We start from the raw sequence: 24,283 nt of genomic DNA, 5'->3' as shown, positions 1-24,283 counted from the left end.
TACTGCACAATTTGTAAACTTGGCGGATGTTCACGACAGCTCGTCGCGTCACCCCCGCCCTCGGCCTGGCCGCACACCTCGGCCACGGCGTGCAACGTATCGCAACAGACGCGACCGTCGGCCGCATGCGCGGCATTCCGTGCCGGGTTGCCGACCTGGACGCCGGCCACCTGTCGCGGCTCATCGGACGCACCGTGCGCTCGGTCGCGGTGATCGACGGCGACGCGGGTACCTCGTCGCGGGCCCGGCTCGCGCTCGTCGGCGACGACGTCCCGGAATCGGTGTTCGTCAAGATGCCCGCCGAGACGGCGGCGACGCGGCTCATGGGCGAACTCGGCCGCCTCGGGCAGACCGAGGTCAGGTTCTACGAGCAACTGGCCCCAGGCCTGCCCGGGGTGCCACGGTCCTACGGCTCGGCATTCGATCCGCTGACCGGCCGGTTCGTGCTCGTGCTCGAGGACCTCGCACTGCAAAAGTGCGAGTTCCCCGACACGCTGCACCCGCTCGACAAGGACCGGGCCGGCCTCACGGTCGAACTTCTCGCGCGGCTGCACGCGGCGTTCTGGGGCCGTCTGCCGGAACGCGCAGGCAGCGGTCGGCTCGGCTGGCTGTACTCGGCGTCGGGCGATCACACGTCGCTGTTGACCGGGTCGCTGCTCAAGATGTCGACGCGGCGCCTCGCCGAACGCACCGACATACCGGTGGCCGGCGGCCGGTTCATCGACGAGAACTATCGCGCCGCGGCGCAACTGCTGGATCGACCCCCGCACACCGTGATGCACGGCGATGCACACCCCGGCAACCTGTACTTCCGCGGCGGCGCGGTCGGCCTGCTGGACTGGCAGGCGGTGCGGCGCGGCCACCCCGGCCGAGAGCTCGCGTATACCCTGATCACCAGCATGACCACGACCGACCGACAGTCCGCCGAGCGAGATCTTCTCGACACCTACCGGAGCGCGCTTGCCGCGGCAGGCGGACCCGAGCTCAACCGCGACGAGCTCTGGGAGCGCTACCGCATGGGCGCGCTGTACGCCTACACCGCGCCGGTGATCACCGCGGGCATGGGCGGTATGCAGGCCGAGGGCATCGCCCTGGAAGGCGCTCGACGTGGGGTTGCGGCGTTGGAGGACCTCGAGACTGTGGCATTGCTCAAGAAGTTGCTGTGATGGCCCTACCATTTTGGGGGAACCACAACCATTGAGGCTTGGACGTGAATGAACCTTTGCCCGCGCAGCGGGATGTGCCCAACGAAGACACCTCGACGCGCCACCGGATCCTGGTGGCGACGGCCGAGGTACTCGCGCGCAGCGGTCAGACCAAGCTGAGCCTGTCCGAGGTCGCGCTGCAGGCCGGGGTGTCGCGGCCGACGCTGTACCGCTGGTTCGCCGACAAGCAGGAACTGCTCGACGCATTCGGACGCTATGAGCGCGAGATGTTCGACAACGGCATCGGCCGCGCGACCGTCGGTTTGCGGGGCACCGAAAAGCTCGACGCCGCACTGCGGTTCATCGTGCAGTACCAACAGTCCTATTCGGGCGTCCGATTGGTCGACATCGAACCCGAGGTCGTGATCGCCCAGTTGACCCACGTCATCCCCATCATGCGGGCCCGGCTGCTCAAACTGCTGTCGGGACCCAACGCCGCGGTCAAGGCCGCCACCGCCATCCGCGTCGCGGTATCGCACTACATCGTGCGCAGCGACGACGGCGACCAATTCCTGGCCCAATTGCGCCACGCCGTCGGTATCAAACAGCCCGACTGATCCACGCCACCGCTCCCGGCAGCCCGCCATTGTCACGCAGGAGTGGCAGTCGGCGCCGACAGTCACACTGGCGTGACATTGGCGGCCAAGGACCGCGCTTGGGCGGCATTGAGCGACTGCTCAACAAGTTCCGCCAAGGGGATGACACTGGCGCGCAATTTTGTAAAGCTAGTCGCCATGACCCAGGTGCAGAGCGACAGCGGCGTGCTGGCCGGCGACGAACGCATGCTCATCGACGGTGAACTCCAATACACCGGCAGCGGTGCGAAATTCGACGTGATCCACCCGGCCACCGAAGAGGTTGCCGGCCAGGCCACCGACGGTACGGTGGCCGATGTCGAGAAGGCCGTCGGCGCCGCGCGGCGGGCGTTCGACGAAACCGACTGGAGCCGTGACATCGACTTCCGCCACCACTGCCTGATGCAGCTGCACGAGGCCCTGGAAGCCGACAAGGAACGGCTGCGCCGGATCCTGGTGACCGAGGTCGGCTGTCCCGTCACGGTGACCGGCAGCCAGATCGAGGATCCGATCGGCGAGGTCAAGCACTGGGCCGAGCATGGCAAGAACTTCGAGTACGTCGTCGACACCGGAGTGCACCAGACTCAGCTGGGACCGGCACGGCGCAAGATCGCCTATGAGCCGGTCGGCGTGGTCGGTGCCATCACACCGTGGAACGTGCCGTTCTACCTCAACATCGCCGAGACCGTTCCCGCGTTGATGGCAGGCAACACCGTCGTGCTCAAGCCGGCCCAGCTGACGCCGTGGTCGGGTACCGAGCTGGGGCGCATCGTCGCCGAGCACACCGACATCCCGGCGGGTGTGTTCAACGTCGTGGTCTCGAACGCCAACGAGGTCGGTGCCGCGCTGTCCGCCGATCCGCGGGTCGACATGATCACGTTCACCGGGTCCACCGCGACCGGGCGCGCGATCCTGGCCGCCGGTGCGCCGACGGTCAAGAAGACGCTGCTGGAGCTCGGCGGCAAGTCCGCCCACATCGTGCTCGACGACGCCGATTTCACCTCCGCGCTGCCGATCGCGGCGATGATGGCCTGCGTGATGAGCGGGCAGTCCTGCATCCTGCCCAGCCGTATCCTGCTCCCCCGCAGCCGCTACGACGAAGGCATCGAGATTCTCAAGGGCGCCATGGAGAACTTCCCGGTCGGCGACCCGTGGACGCCCGGCATCATGCAGGGGCCGCAGATCAGCGCAACGCAGCGGGAGAAAGTGCTGGGGCTCATCGCATCCGGTATCGACTCGGGGGCCCGGCTCGTCACCGGCGGCGGGGTGCCCGAGAGCCTGCCCACCGGCTATTACGTCGCGCCCACCCTGTTGGCCGACGTCGATCCCGACGCTCGCGTCGCGCAGGAGGAGATTTTCGGTCCGGTGCTGACGGTGACTCCGTACGACACCGACGACGACGCCGTTGCCATCGCCAACAACTCGATCTACGGCCTGTCCGGCGAGGTCTCCTCCACCGACCTCGACCGGGCGTTCGCGATCGCGCGACGGATCCGCACCGGAAACGTCACGATCAACAGCCGCAGCCATTTCGGGATCAACAGCCCGTTCGGCGGCACCAAGCAGAGCGGCCTCGGCAGGCGCAACGGCGAGGAAGGGTTCAAGGAGTACTTCGAGTCCAAGACCATCGGGATGCCCGACTAGTGGACGCGCAGCGGCTTGCCGACGAGTTGGCGATCTCGGCCCTGCTGACCCGCTACGCCCGCGGGGTCGACTCAAAAGACTGGGACACCTACCGGTCCGTGTTCACCGAGGACGCCCACATCGACTACACCTCGGCGGGTGCCATCGCAGGCAGCCGCGACGAGGTGGCCGACTGGCTGGCCGCCGGTTTCGCGGCGATCCCGTGGACGATGCACTACATCACCAACATCGACACGCAGATCGACGGCGACACCGCGACCGTGCGGGCGATGTTCTACAACCCCATGCAGTTGCCGGGCATGTCAGAGATGAGTGCATGCGGCGGCTACTACCACCACGAACTGGTGCGCACCGCCGACGGCTGGCGCAGCCGCAGTCTCCGCGAAGAGAACCTGTGGTTCACCAACGCGCCGGCGCGGGCCTAGCTCATCGAGCGCCGCGGTGCTCAGCCGTCGGGGCACCATAGGCCGCGCGCATCCGGCGGCGCCGATCCAACTCTCGAATCACGAAGAACAGCGCCAAGATCAGCATGCCCTTGCCGGCGAGCTCGGCACCCAACGTCGAGATCACCCGGGCCGCCCTCGGCGACAACTCCACCTGGGACAGCACGCAGTAAACCATGAGCGGCACGCCGCCCAGACAACGCAGCAGCACGGCCGACCGCCCGGCGATCTGCTCGAAATATGCTGCCCCCAAAGCCAATGTCGCGAACGCGGCCACGACCGCAGTCCACGTCCAGGTGTTCGTGATCGACACATGCCGGACCGCGAAAAGGTGGACCAACGCGAGGGTGAGCGCACCGCTCATCACGATGGCTGCCAGTGCGGCGAATATGGCCGCCTTACCGACCGAACCGTGATTGCGCTCCACCCATTTCGCGATGAACGAGAACGCCTTGTTGGGCATTCCTCCGACAACCGACGGCTCACCGGGGCCGTGGCGTGCCCTCACCAACCGCGCGATCACCCGCCGGGTGGGGTCGACCGGATGGATGAAGCCACGGACTTCGGCGATCATCGCGGCGACGTTCTGCCGCGTCAGCACCTGATCCTCGCCCACCGGCACCGCCCGCGAGTCCGGCGTCTCCTGGAGGTGCCCGGTGACGTTGCACCAGTACAGCATCCGCATCTCGGGGTCGTAGACGACACCGATGACGGGAACGTTGGTGGTTCGCCAGATCTCGGCGTGCTTTCCGACCGGGATCGCGTACCCGAACGATCTGCGATACGTACTCCCCGACTTCACTTGAACGGCGATGTGGGCCCCGGTCGGACGGCCGTCCCCTACCAATTGGACGTACAGATCCAGGCCGTGGTCCTTTGTGCCGTCCACTTGATGAACAATGTGCCCTGCCGCCTCGAGCAGGGCGACAACGGCGTTCACCCCCGCACGCTCGACACCGAGATTGGCCCTTCGCCGAACCATCGCTCCCCCTCCGCACGTTGCGCACAACGATACGAACGAAGACCGACAAGCGGTGTGAAGCCTCAGCCCTCGGCTGCCAATTGACCGCAGGCCGCGGCGATCTCGCGGCCACGGGTATCGCGCACCGTGCACGACACGCCCCGCTCGCGTACCCGCTTGACGAACTCGCGCTCGACGGGCTTGGGGCTCGCATCCCATTCGCTGCCCGGTGTCGGGTTCAGCGGGATGAGGTTGACGTGTACGAGCGGCCCCAGTGCGGCGTGCAGCTTCTTGCCGAGAAGGTCTGCGCGCCAAGGCTGGTCGTTGACATCGCGGATCAACGCGTACTCGACGGACACGCGGCGACCGGTGACGTCGGCGTAATACCGGGCGGCATCGAGGACTTCGTGGACCGGCCATCTGTTGTTGACCGGGACGAGGGTGTCGCGCAGCTCGTCGTCGGGCGTGTGCAGTGACACCGCGAGGGTGACGCCGAGGCGCTCGTCGGCCAGCTTGCGGATGGCGGGCGCCAGACCGACGGTCGACACCGTCACCGACCGGGCGCTGATCCCGAAGCCGTTGGGCGACGGTGCGGTGATTCTGCGGACGGCGGCGAGCACGCGGTTGTAGTTGGCCAGCGGCTCGCCCATGCCCATGAAGACGATATTCGACAGGCGGCCGTCGTGTTCGTTGCGCATCGCGGCCGACGCGGCGCGGACCTGTTCGAGGATCTCGGCGGTCGACAGGTTGCGCTTGAGCCCGCCCTGGCCCGTCGCGCAGAACGGGCAGGCCATGCCGCAGCCGGCCTGGGACGAGATGCACACCGTGTTGCGCTGCGGGTACCGCATGAGCACGGATTCGAACGTCGTCCCGTCAACCGCACGCCACAGCGTCTTGCGCGTCTCACCGGCATCGCACTGGATTTCGCGGGCCGGCGAGATCAGCGACGGAAACAGCGCTTCGGCCACCTGGTCGCGCACCGCGGCGGGCAGGTCGGTCATCTGCTGTGGGTCGGCTATCAGCCTGCCGTAGTACTGATTGGCGAGCTGCTTGGCCCGAAACGCCGGTAGCCCGAGCTCAGTGACCGCTGCCGCGCGCCCGGCTTCGTCGAGGTCGGCAAGGTGCCGCGGCGGCATGGCGCGGCGCGGGGCATCGAAGATCAAAGGCAGGGATCCGGGCATGATGAAACACCAGTATCTCACCCGGCGCGCGGTGCTCGCTCATGCCAGCAGCGACAGCACGATCCACGTGGCGACGGCCGAGGGCAGCACCGAGTCGATGCGGTCCATGATGCCGCCGTGACCGGGTAGCAGCGTGCCCATGTCTTTGATCCCGAGATCGCGCTTGACCTGGGATTCGACCAGATCGCCGAGGGTTCCGGTGATCACCAGCATGATCCCGAGCGGGATGCCGACCCACGCCGGTTTGTCGAGCAGGAACTGCACGGCCAGAACCGACACGACGATGCCGAGCACGAGCGAGCCGCACAGCCCTTCCCACGATTTCTTGGGGCTGATCGCGGGCACCATCGGATGCTTGCCGAACAGCACCCCGGCCGTGTAGCCGCCGACGTCGGAGGCCACCACGCCGAGCATGAGACAGAACACGCGGCCGGCACCGTCGTCGGGGTAGATCAGCAGTGCGCCGAACGCGCCGAACAGCGGTATCCACGCCGCGAGGAACACCGTGACCGAGACATCGCGCAGGTAGTTCGCCGGGGCGGCCGACAATCCGCCGCTCAGCAGCCGCCAGATGAGACACAGCACCACGGTGCCGCCGAAGGCGCCCAACGCGCCTGCCGCCCCGAATGGCCAGGTCAGCCACACGATGGCTTGGCCGCCGAGCAGCAGCGGCACCACCGGGATGGAAAATCCGCCGTCGCGCAACCGGCGGACGACCTCGTGCGTGGCGACCGCCATGGCGACGGCGACCACCGCGACCCAGACGTGCGGTGCGAACAGCAGTATGGCGATGATGGAGCCGCCGAGCGCCACCCCGACGGCGATGGCCGCCGGCAGGTTGCGACCGGCGCGGGACTGCTTCTTCGGCGGTTCTCCGACCGGTGTGCTTGCCACGGATCCTGCTTGCTGATCGGTCACTAGACCTCCAGCAGCTCGCCTTCTTTGTGCTTGACCAGTTCGTCGATCTGATTGGTGTAGGTGTGGGTCGACTTGTCGAGTTCCTTCTCGGCCCGGCCCACCTCGTCCTCGCCGGCCTCGCCGTCCTTCTTGATGCGGCTGAGTTCTTCCATCGCCTTGCGGCGGATGTTGCGAACCGACACCTTGGCGTCCTCGCCCTTGGACTTGGCCTGCTTGACCAGGTCGCGACGACGTTCTTCGGTCAACTGCGGGATGGCCACTCGGATGATGTTGCCGTCGTTGGTCGGGTTGACGCCGAGGTCGGAGTTGCGGATCGCGTCCTCGATGTTCCGCAGCTGAGAAGCCTCGTACGGCTTGATGACGACCATGCGCGCCTCGGGCACGTTGATGCTCGCGAGCTGCGTGATCGGCGTCATTGCGCCGTAGTAGTCGATGTTGATGCGGGAGAACATGCCGGGGTTGGCCCGGCCGGTACGAATCGACGCCAAGTCGTCGCGGGCCACGGTCACGGCCTTTTCCATCTTCTCCTCGGCGTCGAAGAGAGTCTCGTCGATCACTGTTCTTTCTCCCGTCAGGTGGTGACCAGTGTTCCGATCTTCTCACCCGCCACCGCACGAGCGATATTGCCGTCGGTCAGGAGATTGAACACCAGGATCGGCATGCCGTTGTCCATGCAGAGACTGAACGCCGTCGCGTCGGCCACCTTGAGTCCGCGATCGATGACCTCGCGATGGGTGATCGCGGTCAGCAGCTCGGCATTGGGGTCCTCGCGCGGGTCGGCGGTGAACACGCCGTCGACCGCCTTGGCCATCAGCACGACCTCGGCGCCGATCTCCAAGGCACGCTGGGCAGCCGTGGTGTCGGTGGAGAAGTACGGCAGACCCATGCCTGCGCCGAAGATGACGACGCGGCCCTTTTCCAGGTGGCGTACCGCCCGCAGCGGTATGTACGGCTCGGCGACCTGACCCATCGTGATGGCCGTCTGCACGCGGGTGTCGATGCCTTCCTTCTGCAGAAAGTCCTGCAGGGCAAGGCTGTTCATGACGGTACCGAGCATGCCCATGTAATCGGACCGGGTGCGCTCCATGCCGCGCTGTTGCAGCTGGGCACCGCGGAAGAAGTTGCCGCCGCCGATGACAACCGCGATCTGAGCGCCGCTGCGGACGACTTCGGCGATCTGGCGCGCGACCAGGGCGACGACGTCGGGGTCGAGCCCGACCTGTCCGCCGCCGAACATTTCCCCGCCGAGTTTCAGCAGCACCCGCGAATAGAGCGGTCGAATAGGTGCTGCCTGGCCGGCGACATTCGGATCCGCCATCGCTCTCCTCGGCACTCCTCGCATTAGAGAGCCATCCCGGCGATTGCCCAGGACGGCAACTCCATCCTGCCCTATGTCGGGGCTTTCGCGTTGCCGGGGGGAGCCGAGTGTCGCCGGCCGGCCGGGACTAACCGAGGTGGGCCTGCAGCAACCAGGCGGCGACCGACTTGCGGCCGTTGCCCTCGTCGCGGATGTCGGCACCCGCGAAATCGCCGAAGTTCACGAATTCCGGTGGCACGTTGGCGTGGATGCGGGCCGGGCGGATGTCGTCGATCACCCAGTACTTGCCAACGATGTCGCGTAGTTCGTCGTCGCTGACCGGATTGGCCGGCCCGGTGTCGCCCATGGTGGCCTTGTCGAATACGAGGACGAAGTACGACGCGCCGGGCGCAGCCGCGCGCACGATCGACTGCTGGTAGCCCTCGCGGAGTTCGACGGGCATGGAGTGGAAGAGCGTGCTGTCGACGATCGTGCCGAAGCGGCCGTCGTATCCGGTGAACGAACTGATGTCGGCGACGTCGAAGCTGGCGTTGGTCAAACCCCGCTTGGCGGCCTCGGCACGGGCGAGTTCGATCGCGGTCGGCGACTGGTCGAGCCCGACCGTCGTGAAGCCGCGCTCGGCCAGGTACAGCGCGGTGGCGGCTTCGCCGCAGCCGGCGTCGAGCACGTCGCCGTGGAACTTGCCCGCTTCGATGAGCGCGGCGATCTCGGGCTGCGGCTCGCCGATGCTCCAGGGCGGCCGGACGCCGGCGAACTCGGAAGCTTCACCGCGGTATGCAGATTCGAAGATGTCCTGTGGTGTGGTCATGTCACCGGTATATCAACCTGGTTGATATGTGTCAATATGCTTGATATGAGTGCCTTTCTTGAGGAGCAGCCTCTCGGCTACCTGATGTATCGCGTGGTCGCGGTACTGCAACCCAAAGTCGCCGCGCAGCTGCAGCCGCTGGGGTTGACGTTGCCCGAATTTGTTTGCCTGCGGATCCTGTCGATGGCACCCGGGCAGTCCAACGCCGAGCTCGCGCGCCACACCAACGTCTCCCCGCAGGCCATGAACAACGTTTTGCGCGGATTGCAGGACAAGGGCGCGGTGCGGCGGCCGGACGCCGTCACGTCCGGCCGCGCCCTGCCCGCCGAGCTGACGCCGCAAGGGGCCGCACTGCTCAAGCGCGCCGAGGCCGCGGTGCTCGCCGCCGAAGCAGATGTTCTCGCCAGCCTCACCGTCGACCAGCGGCGGGAACTCAAGCGCCTGCTGGCGCACGCCGTGGACTGAGCGCCGAACGCCACGAATCCCCCGATTCCCTTGGGAATCGGGGGATTTCGCGTCAGCCACCCTCTAGCGGATAGGCTCCACCCGCTTGATCAGCAGCCCGAAGCACAGCGCCCCGGCCACCACGACGACGCCGGTGAGCACCAACGGGAACTCGAACGAACCGGTCGCGCCGTACAGTGCGCCGATCACGATCGGGCTGAGGGCGCTTCCGATGTTGGAGAAGAAGTTCTGCGTAGCACCCAAGCTGGCAACCGTGCTGGAGTCGACGACGTCCGCGGGCAGGCACCAGATCGTGACGATCGTGAACGCCGAAGCCGCATACGAGATCGACATCAGCGTCAGCGCCTGCCAGGCCTGCGGCGCGACGGCAGCGAGGGCGATCACCGAGCACACCAGCATGCCGCCGACGAGGCAGGTCTTTCGGACGCGGTTCAGAGACCAGCCACGCGCCAGCAGGTAATCGCCCACGAATCCGCCGATCCAGCTGCCGAGGATGGCCGCGAGCGGCGGGATCATCCCGAAGACACCGAGTTTGAGCAGATCGAACCCGCGCTCCTCCACCAGGTACGACGGGAACCAGGTCAGGAAGAACGTGATCATGAAGTTGAGGCAGAAGAAGCCGAGCATCATGCCCCACACCGTGCGGCGGCGGAAGAGTTCGACCAGCCGCATGGGCTTGGCGGTGGGATCCAGGTTCGTCGCGGCCTGCTCCTTGTGGCTTTCGTGAATGATCGCGAGTTCGGCTTCGTTGACCGCCGACATGACCTCAGGACGCCGGTACCACGCCCACCAGCCGATCGCCCAGAGCACGCCGAGCGCACCGGCGAACAGGAACGCCGCGCGCCAGCCCCACAGGCCGATGATCAGGGCGATCAGCGGTGTCGCAGCGGCACTGCCGATACGGGCACCGCTGTCGTAGACCGAAGTGGCGCGGCTGCGCAGCCGCAGCGGGAACCAGTGCGACACCGTCTTGGCGGCCGCCGGGTAGGCGCCGGCCTCACCCACACCGAGGCCCAACCGCAGCCCCAGCAATGCGCCGAAGCTGTTCACCACGCCAGTCGCGCCGGTGAACAGCGACCAGACCAGCACCGAGGCGCCGAACATCACGCGTTCGCCGAACCGGTCGATCAGCCGGCCCGCCGGAATCTGCATGAGCGCATAGCTCCACGAGAACGCGCTGAGAATGAGGCCTTTCTCGGTCGGTGTGAGGTGGAAGTCCTCGGTCATGAACGGCAGGCTCACCGACACCGCGGATCGGTCGATGTAGTTGATCGCGAGACCGACCGCACAGAAGACCGCGACGGCCCATCGGATCCGGGTCGCTCGACTGCTACCGCCTGGCGCCGGGTCGGGTTCTCTGCCGGGTTTACCGTGCGTCATTGCCGGTGTGCTGGTCATTGTCGTCGAGCCTCCAGGATCAGAACTTCGTGATTGTTTCGCTCATCTGCAGTGAGGGGAAGCTGCGCCGCGGGTGCGCTGTGGTGCGCGACACAATCACATTGTCAGATCGCCATGATTGAACCAATCATCTCAATTGTCAATAGGCGTTACGCGTGGAGCTTGTACGCAGTTTTCGCGCACACAACAAATTTCCGCGCTGCTTATGTGCGCGATTCGCACATTTAACGTTGACTTGCGCACATCGCGCATGTAGCGTCTGCCTCGTGACACAGCCCACAGATCCGGACGCCGAGCCGTTCGACGGCGGCGATGACGGCATCGTCCGCCGACGCGATGTACGTGGCGCGAAGCGTCGTGAGCAGATCCTGAATCTGCTGCAGACCGTCGAGTCGGGTTCACTGAGCGTCGAGGAGATCGCCGAACGATTCGGCGTCTCGTTCGCGACCGTGCGCCGTGATCTGAGCCGGCTACACCAGGACCGCCATATCACCCGCACCTACGGCGGCGTGGCGTTGACGGTGCCCACCGAGCTGTCGATCCACCAGCGCCACCTGGAGTTCACCCGGGAGAAGGACGCGATCGGGCGGCTCGCCGCCGAGTCCGTCGCGGACGGCGCAGTCGTGATCGTCGACGCAGGCACCACCACCGAGTTCGTGGCCAGGTACCTCGACGCCGAGGACCTCACGGTGTTCACCAACGGCATCGGCGCGATCAACATCCTGATGCGCAAGGAAGACGTCTCGGTGGTCGTGCTCGGTGGCCGGCTGCGCCGGGTCAACGAGACCATCAGCGGGGCCGAAGCCGAGCACATGTTGCGCGCGGTCGTCGCCGACTATGCGTTCATCGGCGCCGACGCGGTGCACCCCCGGTACGGCGTCGCCTCGCGCACGCTCGAACAGAGCCGGCTCAAAACGCTGATGATGCAACGGGCCAGACAGACGATCGTGGTCGCCGATCACCGCAAGCTCGGCACCGACCAGTTCAGCTACTGGTCGGAACTCCCGGCGCAGTGGCGGTTCATCACCGACGACGGCGCCGAATCCGAAGCCCCCGCAACCGCCCTCGACGAACTGCGCCGGATCGGCGCACACATCGAACTCGCGCATCCGCTGCGCGCCCTGACCGACACCGCCGACGAGAGAGGCACCCAGTCGTGACGACCGCCACGTCGCAATCACGTGACATCGCAAGCACTTCCGAGTCCCAGACCTTCCGCCAGGCGGTTCTGTACCAACCCAACGACATGCGCATCGAGCATTCGCCGATGCCGTTGCTGCAGCCCGGCGACGTCCTGCTGCGCGTCGACGCGGCCCTGTTGTGCGGCACCGACGTCCGGATCTTCGAGGGCCGCAAACAGAAGAACGTCACCTTCCCGTCGGTGCTGGGCCACGAATTCGCCGGCACCGTCGTCGACGCCAACGGACCGCTGCCCGACGGGGTCGGGATGGGTGACCAGGTCGCGGTCTATCCGCTCGTCACGTGTGGTTCGTGCACGGCATGCCGCCGCGGTCACGAGAACATCTGCCGCAATCGCCGGGCGTTCGGATACCAGCTGACGGGTGGATTGTCCCAGTACGTCCACGTGCCGGCCGTCGCGCGACAGAATCTCGTGCCGGTGCCCGGTGTTCCGGCCACGCAGGCCGCCATCATCGAACCGGTGGCCTGCGCCTACAACGGCCAGCAGCTCGCCGGGATGTCGAAGGCCCAGACGGCGCTGATCGTCGGCTGCGGGCCCCTCGGCCTCATTCACGCGGGCCTCGCGAAGAGTTTCGGCGTGGAGAAGGTCGCCGCAGTGGACCCGATCGCCGGACGCCGGGAGATGGCCACCCGGTTCGGTGCCGACCTGGTGCTGGAGCCGGGGCCCGACACCGCCGCCGCGCTGGACGACTTCACCGACGGCGGCATCGACGTACTCGTCATGGCCATCGGCCGAATCGACGCGCTGACACCGTATTTGGGCAGCCTGGCGCCGGGTGCCCGGGTGTCGGTGTTCGCCGGATTCGGCGCCGACGCCGACCTCGCGGTGTCGGCCAACGATGTGCACTACAACGAATGGACCATCGTCGGCGCGTCGTCGTGCCGGCTGGACGGGTTTCACGCCGTCGCGCCGATGGTCGCCTCGGGGCAACTCCCCGTTGCCGAACTGATCGGCACGCAGCTGCCCCTGGACCGCGCCGTCGAGGCGATCGCGCTGGCCGGTTCCGGTGCCGACATGCGCGTCGGCGTCGATCCCTGGGCCTGAGCACCGGCCCACCCCACGCCCCACACAAGGAGAACCGAAGTATGACAACGACATTCACACCCGCATTCGACATCAACCGATCCGGCACGACGCCCGCGCTCGGCCGCGAGTTGCGGCTGCGCCGGCTCTTCGCGGCCGACGGTCGCACCGTGACGGTCGCGCTCGACCAGGCCGTGCCGCGCGGTGTGGCTCCGCGGCTGGCCAACATCGGGCCGACCTTCGACAGCATCGCCGACGGTGAGCCCGACGCGGTCACCATCACCAAGGGGCTTGCGGGCCCGCTGTTCGGCGGACGCGCCACACCTATGCCCTGGATACTCAAGGCGTCGATGTTCTCCGTGGAGTTCCATCCCACCTACGACGCCACCATCGGAACCGTCCACGACGCGATCCGGCTCGGTGCGGACGCGGTGGCCGTCGGGATCTCGGCCGGATCGTCGAATCAGGTTGCGATGTTCGAGATGCTCACCAAGGTTGTCGAGGAGGCGCACACCTGGGGACTCCCGGTGGTGTGCCACGCCTACCCGTCCGGCGAATTGTGGGGCGACCGTAAAGGTTCCACCGAATCGGTGCTGTACGCCTCCCGGGCCGCCGCCGAACTCGGCACCGACATCGTCAAGACCTGGTACACCGGTTCGACCGCCGAGTTCGCCAAGGTCGTCGAGGGCACGCCCGCGATCGTCGTCGCGGCGGGCGGCGCGCCGGCTCCCAGCCCGCTCGATGTGCTCAAGCAGGCCGCCTCGGTCGTCGAGGCCGGTGGTCATGGCATGACCGCGGGCCGCAACATCTGGCAGGCCGCGGATCCGGCGAAGATGGTCAATGCGCTCAAGGCCGTCATCCACGGCGGCGACTCGCCCGAGGTCGCCGCCAAGCTGCTGGACTGACGTTCCCGTGGCCTACCTGGGAATCGATGTCGGCACCTCGGCCACCAAGGCCGTCGTAATCGACTCGGATGGAACGGTTCTCGCCCGGTCCCGGGTGCCGCACCCGTCAGCGCGCGGGTGCGGCCCCGGCCGGGCGGATCCGGCGGCGTGGCGCAGCAGCGTCATCGCCACCGTCAGGACCGTCGTGGAGACTCTCGGGACGAACGCCCCTGCGGTCACCGGCGTGGGTCTGGACACCCACTGCCCCACCGCATTACTGCTCGACGCGTCCGGGCGGCCGCTGACCGCCGGTGTCACGTGGGACCATCCGGGGTTGGCCGGCCCCACCGCGGATCTGATCAACGCGCTCAGCCCGGACGAAATACGGCTCGTGGGCAATCATCTGATGCCTGCGACCGCGATGGGCGCGGCATACCGCTTGCTGCAGTCCATCGAACCCGAAGCACTCAGCGCGGCAACCACATTCGGCCTCGCCGGAACGTGGCTGGGCCAATGGTTGACCGGGCAGCGGGCCATCGACCCCACGCAGGCCTCCTACACCGCGCTGATGTCGAGCACAGACGGCAGCTGCCGCTGGTTGACCGACGTCCTGGCCCGCTTCGGCGTGCCGCTACACCAGCTGCCGCCGATTCGGCCGTCGTTGAGCGTGCTGGGCCTGCTCACCCGCGACGCGGCGGAAATCCTCGGGCTCCCCCACGGCATTCCGGTGCTCGTGGGCTCGGGCGACACTCCCGCCGCCTCGTACGCTCTGGGCGCCGCACCGGGCGGGCGTCCGCTGTTCATCATGGGCACCACCCATGTGGTGTCGAACGCGCTGGCCGAGCCCGACCCGAGGGCGTTGGCCTTGCAACGCTCCGACGTCCGGACCGGGCAATGGCTCATCAACGGGGTGATCAACGGCGGCGACGCGCTGGCCGACGGCGCCTCGAGGCTACGATTCGGCACGGGCGACGCGGCGGTCGCCCGCCTCGTCACGGCCGCGTTCGAAGCCGGCCCGGCCGACCCGGGCAGTCCGGTGTTCATCCCGCACACGCGGCCGGAGCGCGGCCCACTGTGGTTCGACGAACCGCGAACGGCGCTCGTGGGCCTCGGTGCGCAAACGCCTGCGCCCGTGGCGGCCCGGGGCGTGGTCGAAGGCGTACTGTTCGCCGACCGCATGATCATCGAGTCGTGCGTCGGCGCCGACCAGCGCACCCTCTACGTCAGCGGCGCGTTCGGTGACGAGCCCGCGCTGCCGCAGCTGCTCGCCGACGTCCTGGACCGCGACATCCTCGTGGTCGACGAAAGTCACCTGCCCGCGCTCGGAGCGGCCGCCATGTGCGGCGAGGTCCTCGACGGTCGGGTCATGACGCCCCCGCAAACCCGTCGCGTATCGCCGCGCGCCGAATGGCGCGAGGCCGTGGCCGAACGGTGGGACCGCTATCGCGACGTATGGTGCACAGTCACAGGTGTCGCACCGCTCGACACCCTCGACGAGGCAAAGACAAGGAATCTCTGTTGACGATCTACGTGTCGAGACTGCTCACCGATCGCGCCATGGCCCATCTCGATTCACTTGGCGTGCCGGTGCGCGTCGGCGGCGAAGAACCGCCGAGCCGGGCCGACCTCGAGGCCGGGATCGCGGGCGCCACCGCGGCCGTCGTCACGCTGACCGAACGGATCGATGCCGCGCTGCTCGCCACGGCAGGTGACCAGCTCAAGGTCGTGGCCAACGTCGCCGTCGGTTACGACAACATCGACGTACCCGCCGCAACGGCGGCCGGCGTCACGGTCACCAACACGCCAGGGGTGCTCGACCGGGCCACCGCCGACCACACGTTCGCGCTGATCTTGGCCGCGACGCGCCGCGTGGTCGACGGCGACCGATTCCTGCGGTCCCGCCAGGAGTGGGTATGGGGGCCGCGCATGCTCGTGGGGCTCGACGTCAGCGCCGGTGCCACCCTCGGCATCCTGGGCTACGGCCGGATCGGCAAGGCCGTCGCGAAGCGCGCACAGGCCTTCGACATGACGGTGCTGGCCACCGCACGCAGCCGACAGCCCGGCACCGAGGAGGACGGTGTCCGGTTCGTCGACACCGACACGCTGCTCGCCGAAAGTGACGTGCTGAGTGTGCTCACCCCGCTGACGCCGCAGACCCGCCATCTGATCGACGCGGACGCTCTGGCGAAGATGAAACCGACCGCCTACCTGATCAACACCGCGCGTGGCGGCGTGGTCGACGAATCGGCTCTGATGGCGGCTCTGCACGGAAACCGGCTCCGCGGTGCCGCGCTCGACGTCTTCGAAAACGAACCCGACGTCGACCCGGCGCTGCTCGACACGCCGAACCTCGTGCTCACTCCACACATCGCCAGTGCGGGCGAGGCGACACGGGACGCGATGGGTATCCTCGCAGTCGACAATGCCGCCGCGGTTCTCGCCGGGAAACCGGCGCTTACCCCTGTTCGATAGCACCGGATGAAAATCGTTCTCGCCCCGGACTCCTTCAAGGAGTCGATGACCGCGTCGCAAGCGGTTTCCGCCATGCGCGAAGGAGTTCTGTCGGTACTGCCCGATGCCGAGTGCGTCGGAGTGCCGATGGCCGACGGCGGTGAAGGCACGGCCGATGCCGTGGTCGACGCCCTTGCCGGCGAGCACATCACGGTCGAGGTGTCCGATCCGCTGGGCCGGCCGGTGCAGGCGAAGTACGGCTATATACCCGACCGAAAGCTCGCCGTCGTCGAGATGGCCACGGCCTCGGGCCTGGAGCTCGTGGCACCGGCTGAGCGGGATGTGTTGCGGGCCAGTACTTTCGGCGTCGGCCAGCTGATCGCGAACGCATTGGACCACGGCGCCGCCGAACTGCTGATCGGGTTGGGCGGGTCGGCCACCAACGACGGCGGTGCGGGCATGCTCGCCGCGCTCGGCGCTGTGCTCGCCGATGCGGACGGCGCACCGTTGCCGCCCGGTGGCGCCGCGCTCGCCCGGCTGGATCGCATCGACCTCACCGGACTCGACGCCCGGCTCGCCGACGTCCGGATCAGAATCGCGTCGGACGTCACTGCCCCGCTGCTCGGAACAGGCGGTGCCAGCGCGGTTTTCGGACCGCAGAAGGGCGCAACACCCGCCGACGTCGAGGTTCTCGAGGCGGCACTGACGCGGTTTTCCGAAGTGACCGAGACGACCCTTGGGCGTGCTCGGCCCGAAACCCCCGGCGCAGGCGCCGCGGGCGGCCTCGGCTTCGCGCTGCTGGAATACCTTGACGCCGAATGCGATCCCGGTGTGCAGGTGATCGCCGAAACCGTGGGTCTGGAGAAATCCGTCGCAGGCGCGGACTGGGTGTTCACCGGCGAAGGCAGCGTCGACGCGCAGACCATGCTCGGCAAGACCCCGTTCGGAGTGGCCGAGGTCGCCTGCCGCGCCGGTGCCCGGGTGGTGATCTTCGCGGGCCGAGTCGGCGACGATGCCGGTGTGCTGCTGGACAACGGTGTGGACCGGCTTGTCGCGATCACCGTGCCGGGTACGCCCCTCGAACAGGCACTGCGCGAGGGGCCGGCGTCGCTGACCCGCGCCGCCGCCGAGGTGTGCCGCGCGATCGCCTGACTCCGCGAGCAGACGCTCGGGTACCCCGTGCGCATGAAAATTGGGTACCCCCGCGTCTGCTCGTCGGCTAGAGGATCGCCGCCGCGACGATCAGCCCGAAGGCGAGGTAGGCGGCCGTGATCACCAGCACCTCGGGCGTGAACGTCTCCTGCGCGAGCACCCGTCCCATGTCGATGCCCTTGATCGCGCCGATCAGCCGTACCGAAAACGCTTGCGCCGCAATGCCCAAGAGCCCGAACACGAGCGTCATGATGAGGCCCTGTATCAGATCACCCGATGACGCGTAGATCGCGAGGACGATGATGATCGCCATCGACAGCACACCCGAGGCGGCGACCGCCGCGGCGTTGGGGCGGCCGGCCTGGACCAGTACCCGCAGCGGTCCCGGCGTGGTCCAGTCGATCACGTAGAACCCGAGAACCATCAGGGCGATGCCGACGATGGTGTACAGCACGATCGCCGAGACACCGTGGCCGAGGATCGACCAGTAGTCGGAACTGAGCGCGACGGTGGTGGTGGTCACAGGTTGATCCTTCCGAGGGAACAGTGGGAGGTCACAGTGGGAGGTCACAGTGGAATACGGTGTGGCACAAAGGCGGCGCCGTTGTCGGTGACGAGGCCCGAGGTCTCGCGGATCCCGAGGCCGGCCGATTCGTCGCCGACGATCCAGGCCCCGAGGGCCGGGCGCATGTCGTCGAACTGCGGCAGCGGGTCCAGCAGCTGGTACACGTACCCCTCTTCGCCGTACACGCCGCCGGTCTCGGTTTCGTATCCCGCACCGACGATGGTGATGTTGGCGCCTTCGCGTCCGAGCTTCGGCTTGCGCACGTATTCGGTCAGTTCATGCGGATCGTCGACGTAGGCGGGCAAGAGATTGGGATGGCCCGGGTACATCTCCCACAGGATCGCCAGGATCGCCTTGTTGCTCAGCAGGGTCTTCCACAACGGTTCGACCCACATGGTCGTCGGAAGCTGCTCGACGGCATGGCGGCCGAAGTCGTCGTCGAGCATCCATTCCCAGGGGTAGAGCTTGAAGACCGACGCCATCGGCGCTTCCTCGAGATCGACGAACCGGTTGAGGTCCTCGTCGAACCCGATGTCCTCGATCGCCAGCCCCACCGTGTGCAGGCCTGCCTCGGCCGCGCACTCCTGAAGGTAGGCCACCGTCACGTTGTCCTCGCCGGTCATCTCGGCTCCCGACCAGGTGAAGTGGGTTTCGGAGCCCGGAAGGCGATCGCGGATCTCGGCCCACCGCGCCACCAGGCGTTCATGCAGCGAGTTCCACTGATCGTCGTCGGGAAACACATCGGTTTTCCAGTGCCACTGCAGAATCGCGGCTTCGAGCAGCGTGGTGGGCGTATCGGCGTTGTATTCGAGCAGAACCGGCGGCCTGCGGCCGTCGTAGCGCAGGTCGAACCGCCCGTACAGATGAGGATCGCTTCGCCGCCAAGACTTTTCGATGTGCTGCCAACTCCATTCGGGGAGCCCGAAGTCACGGTAGCGCTCGGTCAGGACGACCTGCTCGACGGCTTCCAGACACATCGAGTGCAGCACCTCGACCGACGCCTCGATCGACAGCACCTCGTCCATGTCGAATACGTAGTGCACCGATTCATCCCAGTAGGGCCGGTCGGCGCCGCTGGCGTCTCGCGCCGGCGTGCCGTAACACATGCCCTGGTCGGCGACGATCTGTTCCCAGCCGGCTCGCGGGGAACTGCGCTGGCGCCGCACTCAGCTACCCGAGCTTCCGTAGCTCGACGACGACCCGAAGCCGCCCCGGGAGATCGAGGAGCCGGACTTCGTCTTCGCCGTGGTGCCCTTGGGGAGCTCCAGCGTTCCCCCGCGCGCGGTGGTCCCCACACCGCCGTTGGTGCCGCCGTAGTAGTAGCGGTACGGCGAGCCGGCGTAGATGAACGTGCCGCCCGAACTGCTGTACCCGCTGGAGCAGTACTCGTCCGGCACCACCTCGTTGGTGCCGTCCTTCACGCACGCGGCGTCGACTTCCTCCTTGTGCAACAGGTGATAGCCGAGGGCCACGGCCCCGACGACCCCGACCACGGCGACCGAACCCATCAGGATCTTGCCGTTCCTGGCGGACCGCTCGCGCGCCTTCTGCTCCTGCAGCTCGGCGAATCGGGCCGCGGCCTCACGGGCCTTCTGGGCCTTGTCCCGCTGCCGGGCCTCGGCGACGGTCGGCTGCCGTGGCCTGGTCTTACCCGGCTCCTGCCAGCGAATCGAGCCGCGCTGGTCACCCGTCTCGTTGTCCGGCCCAGAAGTCATTCACACCCCCACCACAGCGCCACCCGCCTGCCGCAGACGAGCATAAGCCCCCGCCGACGCGACGACAGCACCAATGTGCCGGTTTGCCCGGGACGGCGGGGTAGCCGCCGTGGCGCTCAGTGGTGGTGGCAGGCCGCCGGCGGGGACGGCGGTAGATCCAGCGCCGGGTTGCCGTCGAAGAAGCCGACCGGCTTGAGCTTGAACCCCGTGTAGTGACACGGCATCACCGGCCAGTCCTCCGGGCACACGACGTGGTGGGCGCCGACGGTGTACCAGAGGACGACGTCGGTGTTCTCGAGCGGGGCGTCGTCGGCCACGTACTCGGGCAGCCCTTGCGCCTCGGCGCACTGGTACATGTAGTCCCCCGCCGCGTAGAGCTCCTTCGGGTCGTACTTGGTCACCCAGAGGTTGTGCTGGACGAACCGGGCCCGGTCGTAGATGACCGATCCCTCCTGCACCATCACCGGCACGATGTCCTTGGGCATCAACTTGTAGGCGACCGGCGCCCCGAACTCGTTGAGCTTCGACGGGTTGACGACTTTCCAGTACCGGCCCGTCGCGTGGTCCCAGTCCCGCGCCCCCTCGGATTCCGACGCCACCAAGGTGTCCTGCGTGATCCAGGCATTGTGGTGCGGATTGAGCGCCGGGTCGGGCTCGGGAATCGAATCCACCTCGTACACGCTGTTTCCCGGCCCGTCGACACTCATGTCCATCCGGAAGTTGAAGAAGTGCTGGTGGTTCGGGCCGTACATGCCCGGCGCGACCATCTTCCCCCACCGCGGGGACTCACCGTCGGCGATGGCACCGGTGGTCAGGACGCCGGTGAGTTTGACCTCCATCTCGATGGACGCGTCGTTGTAGAGGTACCAGAAGAACCCGTACTCGTAGTTCCCGACGGTGCAGATCATCGAGATGACCAGGCGCCGGGACCGCCGGACCTCGACCTCGCCGGTCCGGAAATCGGTGTGTTTCCACGAGATTCCGAAGTCTTCTTCGTGCATGCAGATCGCGTTCGGGATCGTGACCGCGTTGCCGCTCGAATCGTTGACCGTGCCGTCGAAGTAGTAGATCTCGCCGAGACAGTCACAGCCGAGGGTCAGCGGATTGGCCGAGAAGCCCATGCCGACCTCGCCCATGTCGAAGACGTTCTTGTTCCAGTGTGTCGGTGACGAGTCACCGTACGGCACCACCATTTCCGACAGCGCCGCGCGGTACATGATGGGCCGCACCGTGCCGCGGTCGTCATAGGTGAGCTCGTGCAGGACCAGGCCCTCGCGAGGGTTGAATCCGACGCGCAGTGACCACTTCTGCCACTTGACGTTCCACCCGTCGACGGTGAAGCTCGGCCCGTCGGGCTGGGTGATGTCGATGGTCTTGACGTCGGAGCGGAACTCCGTGAACGCGGGCCGGTTGTCGGGGTCGAACATGAACTTCTCGGCATAGTTGCCGCCTTTCGGCGGCAGCGCCACGACACCGTGATCCTCGACGTCGACGACGGTCATCGTGTCCAGGTCGAACGTGACGATCAGGCCCTCGACCGGACGCGCATACCCGTTCTCCGACGGGGCGGTTCGCATGAACGTCAACGGGCGGCAAATGAGCGCCGAGTTGTCGTAATGATCCTGCGGACCGTAATACCCGGCGGGCCAGGGGTCGATCATCGCGAGACTGAAATCGGTGACCCCGCGCTTGCGCATGGCCGCCTGCCACCGCGGATCCTCACGAACTTTCTCCTCGACGCCGGTCATGTGCTCGACGAGATAGGACGGGAACCGCCCGGGAACCGGTGTCCACGAATCGATCACCCGGGCGTCGAGGTCGACGATGGCTTCGTAGATCAGCTTGGCGTCGTACATCGTGACGAACGCGCGGCGCGGGATGTCGTCGGCGCCCTCGAACGTCAGCGTTGCGGTCTTGGCCGGCTCGGCCAGCTGGATCATGACGAACTTCAATGTCGGTGTCGCATAGTCGGATCCGGTGATGACCGCGGCCGCCGCCTCGATCTCGGCGCCGCTCAGCGGATCGAGCGGGTACCGGGTGGCATCCCCGGTGGACTCGGCAGGCAGCACCGTGCTGTCCATGGTCATTTGGTCACGTCCTCCGCTTCGGTCTTGTTGAGGTCGAATACCGCGAGATGGGCGAGCGCATCCTCCTGCGACATCTTGTGCGCCGAACGGCGTCCGAAGATGTAGACGACGAGCCCGAGCGCGAACATGCCGAGGCTGATGCCGCCGACCCACGTCATCCACGTGCCCGACGGCACGTCGAGCCAGGGTGTGACGAACGAGTAGTAGATACCGCCGATGGTGCCCAGCGTGCCGACGACGACGGTGATCCACACCCCGACCGTGCCGCCCGGAATCCGCCAGAATTGCTCGTTGGCATAGCGATCCGCGTACTTCTTGCGCGCGACGATCACCGGGATCAGGAAGAAGAATCCGGACAGCAACCACACCGTGGACAGTCCGCCCTGCAGGTAGATCGTGACGTTGGCCATGCTGCTCTGCGAGTACAGTCCCACCAGGATCAGCGACGAGATCACGCCCTGGATCAGGATGGCGGTGACCGGGTTGCGGGTGCGCGGGTTCAGGTGGGTGAAGATGCGCGGCAGGTGACGTTCGAGTCCCGACACGAAGATCAACCGGGAGTAGGCGACCTGGTAGGTCATCAGCGCGACGACGATGATGAATGCCAGCACGATCGCGCAGATCTCCATCAGGCCGGGGAAGCCCGCGACGTCCAGCATGCCGATGACGCCGGTGACCGGGTCGATCTGGTCGCCCGGCAGCGCCATCATGGTGCCGAGCGTGGTCAGCAGATAGATCGCGACCAGCGCGGCCGAACCCCACAGGATCATCCGCGGACCGCTCTTGCGCACCGAGAGGAACTCGGCGCCCATGTTGTACGGCGTCTCGACGCCGAGCAGGTACAGCAGCACCGTGCCGTACAGGAAGCCGGCAACCGCGAAGTTCGGAATCGTCGCCTCGGCCCAGCTGAACGGTGTGGCCGAGCCGTTGTTGACGGCGAACAGCAGGCCGGAGATGAAGATCGTCAGCGAGAGGATGCCGTACACGACGAAGACGACGTTCATGATCTTCTGGTTCGCGGCGAGTTTCGCGAGCGCCAGCCCGATCACGGTCCAGAGAATCACCAGCTGCAGGATGATGCTCGTCGTGAGGCCGAGTTCGGCATGAAATGCCAACAGCAGGAACTGCAGCACCACCGCGGGCGACGACGCGGCGTTGAGGATCACCGGCACCCACGACAGGTAACCGCCGATGAAACCCCAGGTTTCGCCCATCGTCCGGGTCGCCCAGATGTAGACACCACCCTGGCCCGGCCAGAGATTGCCGAGTTCGACCACGGCCATACCCGCCGGAATCAGGAAGGTGAGGATGCCCAGCACCCACATCGGGATAGCCGTCCAGCCACCGCCTGCCATCACCGAGGATCCGGTGACCCAGCAGATGATGAACACGTAGGCCGCCGTCAGGCCGAACGTGCTCATGACCTTCGGCAGGATCTGCTCGGGCACGAGCTCGGTGGTCATGAGTTTGTCACGCTCGGCCGAACCGGTCATCCCGTTGGTGTCAGGACCCGACGGCGACGCGGCCTCTAATTCTTGGGTCATCGCTAATCTCCCAAAGCCTTTGAGTCAATTGATGATTTGTCCGTCTCGCATCCGGACGACACGGCTCGCTTCGTCGGCCACCGTGGGGTCGTGGGTGCTCGCGACGACCGTGACGCCCATCGTCGAGCACAGGTCGCGCAGCATGCGCACCACCGTCTCCCCCGTGCGGTGGTCGAGATTGGCCGTCGGCTCGTCGGCGAGGACGAGGGTCGGGCTGCTGATCAGCGACCGTGCGATCGCCGTCCGCTGTTGTTCCCCGCCCGACATTTTCGTCGGCTGGTGATGCACTCGGTGACTCAGCCCCACCATCTCCAGCAATTCGATTGCCCGTTTACGCAACGACTTACGGTCATAGGGTTCGAACATCAGCGGGAGTTCGACGTTCTCGACCGCCGACAGGAACGGGATCAGGTTGTAGCTCTGGAAGATGAACCCGATGGTGTCGTGCCGCAGCGCGGCGAACTGGCTCTCGGTCAGTTGCGCGGTGTCACGACCGCCGATCTTCACCGTGCCCTTGGTGGGCCGGTCCAGCCCACCCATGATGTTGAGCAGCGTGGACTTGCCGCTTCCGCTCGGCCCCATCAGACACACGAATTCGCCTGGCATGACCTGTAGTTCGGTCGCGACGAGCGCCTTGACGACCTCGTCGCCGAGCTTGTGTAGTTTCCAGACATCACTGATCTCGATGACCGGTTTCTTGACGTCGGCTGCCGCCGTCGTCGGGGCGTCGTCCAGTGCAGTCATT

24 protein-coding genes are annotated in these 24,283 nt (G+C 66.8%); 11 read left to right on the top strand and 13 right to left on the bottom strand.

The genetic code is table 11. The annotated features are described in order from the left end of the window. Positions 1 to 26: 26 nt before the first annotated feature. The 4 genes from AWC31_RS29325 (at position 27) to AWC31_RS29310 (ending at position 3,849) form a co-directional block, all read left to right on the top strand. Positions 27 to 1,166 (top strand): phosphotransferase, encoded by a 1,140-nt coding sequence (locus tag AWC31_RS29325; protein WP_085147932.1) that lies wholly within the window; start codon positions 27 to 29, stop codon positions 1,164 to 1,166. Between the two features lie 44 nt (positions 1,167 to 1,210). Beyond that, complete coding sequence (locus tag AWC31_RS29320; RefSeq protein ID WP_067852588.1) at positions 1,211 to 1,762, top strand: TetR/AcrR family transcriptional regulator; 552 nt, start codon at positions 1,211 to 1,213, stop codon at positions 1,760 to 1,762. 177 nt (positions 1,763 to 1,939) lie between these two features. Further along, on the top strand, positions 1,940 to 3,424 hold the full coding sequence (locus AWC31_RS29315; RefSeq protein WP_085147929.1) for an aldehyde dehydrogenase family protein: 1,485 nt from the start codon (positions 1,940 to 1,942) through the stop codon (positions 3,422 to 3,424). Further along, entirely contained in the window at positions 3,424 to 3,849 is a 426-nt protein-coding gene (locus AWC31_RS29310) for a nuclear transport factor 2 family protein (RefSeq protein ID WP_085147926.1), read from the top strand. The genes AWC31_RS29315 and AWC31_RS29310 overlap by 1 nt, the downstream gene beginning before the upstream one ends. Position 3,850: 1 nt before the next feature. On the opposite strand, the gene AWC31_RS29305 is transcribed toward AWC31_RS29310, so the two are convergent. From AWC31_RS29305 to AWC31_RS29280, 6 genes are all read right to left on the bottom strand, one after another. Continuing rightward, on the bottom strand, positions 3,851 to 4,849 hold the full coding sequence (locus AWC31_RS29305) for a DUF4365 domain-containing protein (protein WP_085147923.1): 999 nt from the start codon (positions 4,847 to 4,849) through the stop codon (positions 3,851 to 3,853). Positions 4,850 to 4,911: 62 nt separating this feature from the next. Beyond that, on the bottom strand, positions 4,912 to 6,009 hold the full coding sequence (gene rlmN, locus AWC31_RS29300) for a dual-specificity RNA methyltransferase RlmN (RefSeq protein WP_085148302.1): 1,098 nt from the start codon (positions 6,007 to 6,009) through the stop codon (positions 4,912 to 4,914). 39 nt (positions 6,010 to 6,048) lie between these two features. Next, positions 6,049 to 6,927 (bottom strand): phosphatidate cytidylyltransferase, encoded by an 879-nt coding sequence (locus AWC31_RS29295; RefSeq protein ID WP_085147920.1) that lies wholly within the window; start codon positions 6,925 to 6,927, stop codon positions 6,049 to 6,051. Next, positions 6,927 to 7,484, bottom strand: coding sequence for a ribosome recycling factor (gene frr, locus AWC31_RS29290; protein WP_085147917.1), 558 nt, complete (start codon positions 7,482 to 7,484; stop codon positions 6,927 to 6,929). The genes AWC31_RS29295 and frr overlap by 1 nt, the downstream gene beginning before the upstream one ends. A 14-nt stretch (positions 7,485 to 7,498) precedes the next feature. Continuing rightward, positions 7,499 to 8,245, bottom strand: a complete 747-nt coding sequence (gene pyrH / locus AWC31_RS29285) for a UMP kinase (protein WP_067852321.1) — start codon at positions 8,243 to 8,245, stop codon at positions 7,499 to 7,501. A 127-nt stretch (positions 8,246 to 8,372) separates the two neighbouring features. Then, on the bottom strand, positions 8,373 to 9,053 hold the full coding sequence (locus AWC31_RS29280; RefSeq protein ID WP_085147912.1) for a class I SAM-dependent methyltransferase: 681 nt from the start codon (positions 9,051 to 9,053) through the stop codon (positions 8,373 to 8,375). Positions 9,054 to 9,089: 36 nt separating this feature from the next. On the opposite strand from AWC31_RS29280, the gene AWC31_RS29275 reads away from it, so the two are divergent. Then, positions 9,090 to 9,518, top strand: a complete 429-nt coding sequence (locus tag AWC31_RS29275) for a MarR family winged helix-turn-helix transcriptional regulator (RefSeq protein ID WP_085147908.1) — start codon at positions 9,090 to 9,092, stop codon at positions 9,516 to 9,518. Between the two features lie 63 nt (positions 9,519 to 9,581). Here AWC31_RS29275 and AWC31_RS29270 read toward each other — a convergent pair whose 3' ends face one another. Continuing rightward, positions 9,582 to 10,916 (bottom strand): MFS transporter, encoded by a 1,335-nt coding sequence (locus tag AWC31_RS29270; protein ID WP_234817035.1) that lies wholly within the window; start codon positions 10,914 to 10,916, stop codon positions 9,582 to 9,584. Positions 10,917 to 11,182: 266 nt separating this feature from the next. On the opposite strand from AWC31_RS29270, the gene AWC31_RS29265 reads away from it, so the two are divergent. The 6 genes from AWC31_RS29265 to AWC31_RS29240 are packed head-to-tail and all read left to right on the top strand — an operon-like array spanning position 11,183 to position 17,627. Then, positions 11,183 to 12,076: a DeoR/GlpR family DNA-binding transcription regulator gene (locus tag AWC31_RS29265; RefSeq protein WP_085147903.1), complete on the top strand. Its 894-nt coding sequence runs from the start codon at positions 11,183 to 11,185 to the stop codon at positions 12,074 to 12,076. Then, complete coding sequence (locus AWC31_RS29260; RefSeq protein ID WP_234817034.1) at positions 12,073 to 13,161, top strand: alcohol dehydrogenase catalytic domain-containing protein; 1,089 nt, start codon at positions 12,073 to 12,075, stop codon at positions 13,159 to 13,161. The genes AWC31_RS29265 and AWC31_RS29260 overlap by 4 nt, the downstream gene beginning before the upstream one ends. Before the next feature lie 41 nt (positions 13,162 to 13,202). Continuing rightward, positions 13,203 to 14,045 carry a class I fructose-bisphosphate aldolase gene (locus tag AWC31_RS29255; RefSeq protein ID WP_085147901.1) on the top strand — a complete coding sequence of 281 codons (843 nt, stop codon included), beginning with the start codon at positions 13,203 to 13,205 and terminating at the stop codon, positions 14,043 to 14,045. A gap of 7 nt (positions 14,046 to 14,052) precedes the next feature. Next, positions 14,053 to 15,546 (top strand): xylulokinase, encoded by a 1,494-nt coding sequence (locus AWC31_RS29250; RefSeq protein ID WP_085147899.1) that lies wholly within the window; start codon positions 14,053 to 14,055, stop codon positions 15,544 to 15,546. Then, positions 15,543 to 16,496 (top strand): 2-hydroxyacid dehydrogenase, encoded by a 954-nt coding sequence (locus AWC31_RS29245; protein WP_085147897.1) that lies wholly within the window; start codon positions 15,543 to 15,545, stop codon positions 16,494 to 16,496. Before AWC31_RS29250 ends, AWC31_RS29245 begins: the two co-directional genes overlap by 4 nt. 6 nt (positions 16,497 to 16,502) lie before the next feature. Continuing rightward, on the top strand, positions 16,503 to 17,627 hold the full coding sequence (locus AWC31_RS29240) for a glycerate kinase (protein ID WP_085147895.1): 1,125 nt from the start codon (positions 16,503 to 16,505) through the stop codon (positions 17,625 to 17,627). Between the two features lie 67 nt (positions 17,628 to 17,694). On the opposite strand, the gene AWC31_RS29235 is transcribed toward AWC31_RS29240, so the two are convergent. The 6 genes from AWC31_RS29235 to AWC31_RS29210 form a co-directional block, all read right to left on the bottom strand. After that, positions 17,695 to 18,150, bottom strand: a complete 456-nt coding sequence (locus AWC31_RS29235) for a DUF350 domain-containing protein (protein ID WP_067852307.1) — start codon at positions 18,148 to 18,150, stop codon at positions 17,695 to 17,697. 44 nt (positions 18,151 to 18,194) lie between these two features. After that, positions 18,195 to 19,358 carry a glutathionylspermidine synthase family protein gene (locus tag AWC31_RS29230; protein ID WP_085147893.1) on the bottom strand — a complete coding sequence of 388 codons (1,164 nt, stop codon included), beginning with the start codon at positions 19,356 to 19,358 and terminating at the stop codon, positions 18,195 to 18,197. Continuing rightward, positions 19,359 to 19,907, bottom strand: a complete 549-nt coding sequence (locus AWC31_RS29225; RefSeq protein WP_110775330.1) for a hypothetical protein — start codon at positions 19,905 to 19,907, stop codon at positions 19,359 to 19,361. Between the two features lie 116 nt (positions 19,908 to 20,023). Continuing rightward, positions 20,024 to 21,994, bottom strand: coding sequence for a primary-amine oxidase (locus tag AWC31_RS29220; protein WP_085147891.1), 1,971 nt, complete (start codon positions 21,992 to 21,994; stop codon positions 20,024 to 20,026). After that, positions 21,991 to 23,538: an APC family permease gene (locus tag AWC31_RS29215; RefSeq protein WP_165766079.1), complete on the bottom strand. Its 1,548-nt coding sequence runs from the start codon at positions 23,536 to 23,538 to the stop codon at positions 21,991 to 21,993. Before AWC31_RS29215 ends, AWC31_RS29220 begins: the two co-directional genes overlap by 4 nt. Before the next feature lie 24 nt (positions 23,539 to 23,562). Continuing rightward, positions 23,563 to 24,282 carry an ABC transporter ATP-binding protein gene (locus AWC31_RS29210; RefSeq protein ID WP_067852294.1) on the bottom strand — a complete coding sequence of 240 codons (720 nt, stop codon included), beginning with the start codon at positions 24,280 to 24,282 and terminating at the stop codon, positions 23,563 to 23,565. Position 24,283 lies beyond the last annotated feature (1 nt).

Source organism: Mycolicibacterium wolinskyi (genome assembly GCF_002101965.1).
In the GTDB taxonomy this organism is placed as follows: domain Bacteria; phylum Actinomycetota; class Actinomycetes; order Mycobacteriales; family Mycobacteriaceae; genus Mycobacterium; species Mycobacterium wolinskyi.
Note: the sequence above shows the minus strand (reverse complement) of the source record. Positions and strands in the feature narration are given on the sequence as shown.

Excerpts from the sequence above, each read along its gene's own strand:
- AWC31_RS29210 (WP_067852294.1), bottom strand. The coding sequence starts at position 24,282 with ATGACTGCACTGGACGACGCCCCGACGACGGCGGCAGCCGACGTCAAG.
- AWC31_RS29215 (WP_165766079.1), bottom strand. The coding sequence starts at position 23,538 with ATGACCCAAGAATTAGAGGCCGCGTCGCCGTCGGGTCCTGACACCAAC.
- AWC31_RS29240 (WP_085147895.1), top strand. The coding sequence starts at position 16,503 with ATGAAAATCGTTCTCGCCCCGGACTCCTTCAAGGAGTCGATGACCGCG.
- AWC31_RS29220 (WP_085147891.1), bottom strand. The coding sequence starts at position 21,994 with ATGACCATGGACAGCACGGTGCTGCCTGCCGAGTCCACCGGGGATGCC.
- AWC31_RS29275 (WP_085147908.1), top strand. The coding sequence starts at position 9,090 with ATGCTTGATATGAGTGCCTTTCTTGAGGAGCAGCCTCTCGGCTACCTG.
- AWC31_RS29255 (WP_085147901.1), top strand. The coding sequence starts at position 13,203 with ATGACAACGACATTCACACCCGCATTCGACATCAACCGATCCGGCACG.
- AWC31_RS29325 (WP_085147932.1), top strand. The coding sequence starts at position 27 with ATGTTCACGACAGCTCGTCGCGTCACCCCCGCCCTCGGCCTGGCCGCA.
- AWC31_RS29225 (WP_110775330.1), bottom strand. The coding sequence starts at position 19,907 with ATGACTTCTGGGCCGGACAACGAGACGGGTGACCAGCGCGGCTCGATT.
- AWC31_RS29315 (WP_085147929.1), top strand. The coding sequence starts at position 1,940 with ATGACCCAGGTGCAGAGCGACAGCGGCGTGCTGGCCGGCGACGAACGC.
- pyrH (WP_067852321.1), bottom strand. The coding sequence starts at position 8,245 with ATGGCGGATCCGAATGTCGCCGGCCAGGCAGCACCTATTCGACCGCTC.
- AWC31_RS29270 (WP_234817035.1), bottom strand. The coding sequence starts at position 10,916 with ATGACCAGCACACCGGCAATGACGCACGGTAAACCCGGCAGAGAACCC.
- rlmN (WP_085148302.1), bottom strand. The coding sequence starts at position 6,009 with ATGCCCGGATCCCTGCCTTTGATCTTCGATGCCCCGCGCCGCGCCATG.
- AWC31_RS29305 (WP_085147923.1), bottom strand. The coding sequence starts at position 4,849 with ATGGTTCGGCGAAGGGCCAATCTCGGTGTCGAGCGTGCGGGGGTGAAC.
- AWC31_RS29280 (WP_085147912.1), bottom strand. The coding sequence starts at position 9,053 with ATGACCACACCACAGGACATCTTCGAATCTGCATACCGCGGTGAAGCT.